Origin of the sequence: Streptococcus sp. Marseille-P6264 (genome assembly GCF_902460355.1) — a bacterium.
GTDB lineage: Bacteria > Bacillota > Bacilli > Lactobacillales > Streptococcaceae > Streptococcus.
In genome coordinates this window covers 1-4,818 of the sequence record NZ_CABPTO010000011.1, presented here as the reverse complement: position 1 = coordinate 4,818, position 4,818 = coordinate 1, and the positions used below count along the sequence as shown (strand labels likewise).

Here is a 4,818-nt window from a genome sequence, read left to right as displayed (position 1 = left end):
CCTAAAAAAGTAAACCAGTCTCATACGAAACTGGTTTATGATATATCCTTATTAAATCTCTACACTTTTTATTTGCTGATCATTAATTGTATAACAATTACGATAAATCTTCGCTTTCTTCTTGTTTTTTACTATAAATGAGATTAAATAAATCTCTTTTTAAGCTGTCTAACTGCTAAGGTATAGAAGACAAAAATATAAGCACCATTTACAACTAAGAAAAGGATAAATTCAGATAAGGTAAAAGGGACTAAAGAACGAGCTCGATCACCAACAGCAATCTGAGCATAAGGGAAAATGCTAAAAAGACCTTGTCCAATAAATAGGCTCATAAGCCCTGCTATAGCCAAAATAGCTGATATAAGAATAGGCACTGCGAAATTTTTTAAGCGAATACTAAGAAAAATTTGGATGGTGACAATAGTAATGGTTGCTATCCAACCTGTGATAGACCAAAGCAAAAAGTCCAGTAGATAATTTGCAAAAGGTACCTTCAAAACCAAAGCGCTGATAATATAAAAGAGAAGAACTATCAGTTGACTAATAGCCATGACTAGTGATAAGCTGGTGATTTTTGATAAAATGATACGATTGGCTTTAACCGGAATACTTAATAAGCGCTGCCAGTTTTTATTGCTTTCCTCGAATTGACAACTGATGGAACAGATAATCCCGATCAGAATAGGAGTAAATACCTGCGAGGAATAGAAAACTGTTTGTCCCCAAAGGACGCGAGCTTGTGTACCATCTAGAAGCACCTTTTGATTGAGAGCGTAAATAATTGCTCCCAATAAGGACCCAATAAGGTTAAAGAAGATTAGCGTTATCGGAATAGCACTTTTTTTGATTTTTTTAAATTCAAAAGTAATCATAATAGATCCGCCTTTCCAATGAGTTTTTTACTGGCAAAGATGCTTAAAAAAATGATAAGCAATAATACGACTAATTTAAAGGGATAAGCATTATCGTATTGAAAAAGATAAGTGTTAGTTCCAGCCACCCGTTTAGCGATTCCCATCATAGAGAAATATTGCCAAGGAATGAAAATACGAATAGGAACTGGTAACGCACCGATACCTACAAATGACAGGAAGGAACCAATTAAGCCTGTTACTACTGTCACACTTGGCTTTGGATAGATAAAAGCTAAGCAAAGATGTAAACAAGACAGAAAGAGACAAACCAAAAAAGTTGTGAACAAAAAGAGACTCAATGAAACAGGTGTCACACTGACCTGCATGCCTTGAATAATAAATTTCAGAAAAAGCGTTTGAATCAAACTGACAACAAAGGCAAAAATAGCCATCACAGTCAATTTAGCTTTAAAAAGTTGCCAAGGACTTTCGTTACTGGTTTGCAAGAGTTTAAAAGTTTTGCCTAGATGTTCCAATTCCAGTAGTCTAGACGCTAAAACTACAATGAAAAGTGGCAAAATAAAATCATTCAAGTAAGTCATGGTATAAATGGCATTATAGGCCTCATGTGTTTTAGGTAATTCATATTTGATAACAACGCTACTCCAAATCAAGCCCACTGCTACAATAGCAATCAAAGATAACAAGAAAGACCGTCTTTTTAGTTTGATAAATTCTAATTGTAAATTTAGCATTACAAGACACTTCCTTCCCGTCCTGTCATATCAAGGAAAACATCTTCCAGCGATCGACGAATCATACGAACTTGATAAATATCAACATTATTTTCAACTAAGAGTCGAATAGCAGTGGCTATATTAACTTTATTGTTATCGTTGATAATCAATTTTGGGTCATCATCCAAATTAAAACCATTGAACATTAGTATTCTTTTAGCAGTTACATCATCACTGGTCTCAAACAGATATTTTTCATCTTCTTCAAGGTCAGATAGGTGGCCTTCAAAAAGTAATTGACCATGATTGATAATGCAAACAGTTGTAGCCATCTGTTCAATTTCTGAAAGAATATGGCTAGAAACGATGATAGTCATATCGTATTTTTTTGGTAAAGACTTGATAAGCTCACGAATTTCTTGAATACCGGCAGGGTCTAAACCATTAGTTGGCTCATCCAAAATCAGTAATTTAGGAAATTTAACAATAGCTAACGCAATTCCTAAACGTTGTTTCATGCCTAGTGAATAGTTTTTAACTAGCTTATCTTTTTGATCGAAAAGTCTGACAATCTTTAAGACTTCATCAATATTTCTTTTTGGTAATTTAAGTAATTTTTGGATAATTTCAAGATTTTCATAACCGGTCAAATTAGCATAGTAAGAGGGCTCTTCGATGAGGGAACCTACATTTGAGAGGAGTGATATTTGATTGCTATTAAAGGTTTTTCCAAAGAGCTTAATGGAACCGTGGCTTGGTTGCAACAATCCTAAAAGCATTTTCATAGCAGTACTCTTACCAGCACCATTTGGTCCCAAAAAACCATAAATTTCATTTTTTCTAATATGAATAGAGAGCTGATTAACGGCTACTTCACCTGAAAAATCCTTACTTAATTGGTTGGTTTCAACGATATAATTGTTCATTTGTTTTCTCCTTTAAAAATCTTAGAGTGATGTTATATCCTTTCGCTATTTTCATTATAATGAACCTCCTTTATTTTAACCTGTTCATTACCTTAATTCTTCCTTAATTTTTACTTTAAAGTCCTTGACCAAGGAAGCAATGTGTTATACTAGTCTTGTTGAGGTAATAGTATGAATTATAAAGAAAAGAAGATCTTAATTTTAGACGATAACCCAGAAATTTTAGAAATAGTGCAAGAATCATTGAGCATTGCTGGGTTTAGCAATCTAACAAGTGTACAATCACAAAAAGAAGCTTTGGAGCAATTTGAAGAAAAATCTTTTGATTTAGTTATTTTAGACATTATGCTGCCTGAAGGATCAGGATTTGAAGTTTTAAAGGGCATCCGTAAGACTTCAATGGTTCCTGTTTTGTTTTTGTCGGCAATCTCCGATATAGAAAAACAATATCAGGGCTTTGAGTTAGGGGCAGATGACTATATTATCAAGCCTTTCCGTCCAAGAGATTTGGAGCTGCGTATTCTTTCCATCTTAAAAAGAGCCTATCCCGAAAAGGAAGAAACCCTTGTTTTGCCTGCTTGCCAGGTGCATTTTGGCCAAGCCTTGATTACCAAAGGAAAATTAGAGATTCAGCTGACAGCTAAGGAATACAGTATTCTTAAGGTCTTATATGATAATAAGAATCGCATTGTCACTTTTGACCAACTCTTAGAAAAGGTCTGGGGATTACAATACCAAGGCTATGATAATACCCTAATGGCTCATATTCGTAAGATTCGACAAAAGATTGAAGCCAATCCTTCTAAACCAGAAAGCTTAATAACGGTTAAAGGTTTGGGTTACAAACTAAAGGTGAATTAAATGGATACCGTTAAATTTTTTACTAAGTTATTAACCAGGTATGTTCTATTAATCCTGGCTTTAATCATAGGACTTGTTTTTGTTTATGGTTTGGTTTTCTCAGCTTATTTTAGTTTCTATGGAAAGGAAAAACCGGAACTACTTTACACTAAAATCGCTCAATCGAGTCAAGAGAATAATTTCAATTTTGATAAAAGCAGCAAAATTGAAATGGATAAACAAAATACTTGGGCTATGGTACTGAATCAAGATGGCAATATTGTCCAATCTTATCATTTACCTAAAGGACTCAAAAGGCATTATACGAATGCTGATATGGTTAAATTTTCACGTTGGTATTTAGAAGATTACCCTGTTTTCTCCTATGTACGTGGTCAGCAAATTTTAGTTTTGGGCTATCCTAAAAAGCATTCCTTAGCAAAATTTAATTTCTATGCTAATACGCAATTTATTAGGAATTTTCTCAGTTTGGGACTTGTTTTCTTGGGTATTATTCTTTTACTTATTTTTATTCTTTTGAGCCGATCAAAGTTGCGTATTAAAAAGGAGATGGAGCCGATTATTACTGCTGTCACTTCTTTATCTCAAGGTCAAAATATCGCTCTTAAAGAAAAGGGAAATTTCTCTGAAATTAAGACAGCTCTCAATGAAACATCTCATATTTTGGAAGAAAGCAACACGATGAAAGAGCAATGGATTAGAGGGGTCAGTCATGATTTACGCAATCCTCTTATGCTCATATCAGGTTATAACAGTCAGTTAGAGCAGCAATATGGCAAAGGAAAGCAGACAGAGGAAATTGAAAATCAGATTCAAACTATGAAAGAAATGATTTCTAATCTCAATATGAGCTACTTATTGGATAACCAAAAGCGTCACTCCGAATTTTCCAATCTTGATTTGGTCGTTGTCCTACGAACAGTAATTGCCGATATATTGAATAATTATGAAACAATTACACTTCATTTTGATTTGCCTACCGAGACAGTGTTGGTAAAAGGAGAGGTAACTTTATTAGCAAGAGCTTTTAGAAATCTCTTGCTTAATAGTATTATGCACAGCGGCTCTAACCAGATTGATCTGACTTATCAATTATCTGATAATAAAGTGCTCATCGTCATTGCGGATCAAGGAGATATTACAGCTCAAAAAATTACTGAGCTAAATCAAAAATCAACTAATTATGAATCACATGGTATGGGAACGGTTATCACTAAACAAATTATTAAATTACATCAAGGTGAAATTGTTTTTTTAGACAATCATCCAGGCTTAAAAGTCACCATTTCTTTACCTTTAGTAAAGGAATAATGACCTGCCTAAGAACAAGCTTACACTTAGAAAACTAACCATTTGGAGCATTGCGACACATTATTTATCTTCTAAATATTTATCAAAAATTTTTCTGTTATACACAAAAAAGAGTGCACAAATAAAGGA

At 33.8% G+C, this 4,818-nt stretch carries 5 protein-coding genes; 2 read left to right on the top strand and 3 right to left on the bottom strand.

The window, feature by feature from the left end; all coding sequences use genetic code 11:
- Positions 1-143: 143 nt before the first annotated feature.
- The 3 genes from FZ941_RS10570 to FZ941_RS10560 are packed head-to-tail and all read right to left on the bottom strand — an operon-like array spanning position 144 to position 2,517.
- Positions 144-872 carry an ABC transporter permease gene (locus FZ941_RS10570; RefSeq protein WP_148887829.1) on the bottom strand — a complete coding sequence of 243 codons (729 nt, stop codon included), beginning with the start codon at positions 870-872 and terminating at the stop codon, positions 144-146.
- Complete coding sequence (locus FZ941_RS10565; RefSeq protein WP_148887828.1) at positions 869-1,609, bottom strand: ABC transporter permease; 741 nt, start codon at positions 1,607-1,609, stop codon at positions 869-871. Before FZ941_RS10565 ends, FZ941_RS10570 begins: the two co-directional genes overlap by 4 nt.
- Positions 1,609-2,517 (bottom strand): ABC transporter ATP-binding protein, encoded by a 909-nt coding sequence (locus tag FZ941_RS10560; protein WP_148887827.1) that lies wholly within the window; start codon positions 2,515-2,517, stop codon positions 1,609-1,611. Before FZ941_RS10560 ends, FZ941_RS10565 begins: the two co-directional genes overlap by 1 nt.
- 171 nt (positions 2,518-2,688) lie before the next feature.
- Between FZ941_RS10560 and FZ941_RS10555 the strand changes: the two genes are divergently transcribed.
- Complete coding sequence (locus FZ941_RS10555) at positions 2,689-3,378, top strand: response regulator transcription factor (RefSeq protein ID WP_148887826.1); 690 nt, start codon at positions 2,689-2,691, stop codon at positions 3,376-3,378.
- Positions 3,379-4,689 carry a sensor histidine kinase KdpD gene (locus FZ941_RS10550; RefSeq protein WP_148887825.1) on the top strand — a complete coding sequence of 437 codons (1,311 nt, stop codon included), beginning with the start codon at positions 3,379-3,381 and terminating at the stop codon, positions 4,687-4,689.
- Positions 4,690-4,818 lie beyond the last annotated feature (129 nt).

What these genes read in the sequence shown, in the direction of transcription:
- FZ941_RS10570 (WP_148887829.1), bottom strand. Translation starts at nt 872, where the DNA reads ATGATTACTTTTGAATTTAAAAAAATCAAAAAAAGTGCTATTCCGATA.
- FZ941_RS10565 (WP_148887828.1), bottom strand. Translation starts at nt 1,609, where the DNA reads ATGCTAAATTTACAATTAGAATTTATCAAACTAAAAAGACGGTCTTTC.
- FZ941_RS10560 (WP_148887827.1), bottom strand. Translation starts at nt 2,517, where the DNA reads ATGAACAATTATATCGTTGAAACCAACCAATTAAGTAAGGATTTTTCA.
- FZ941_RS10555 (WP_148887826.1), top strand. Translation starts at nt 2,689, where the DNA reads ATGAATTATAAAGAAAAGAAGATCTTAATTTTAGACGATAACCCAGAA.
- FZ941_RS10550 (WP_148887825.1), top strand. Translation starts at nt 3,379, where the DNA reads ATGGATACCGTTAAATTTTTTACTAAGTTATTAACCAGGTATGTTCTA.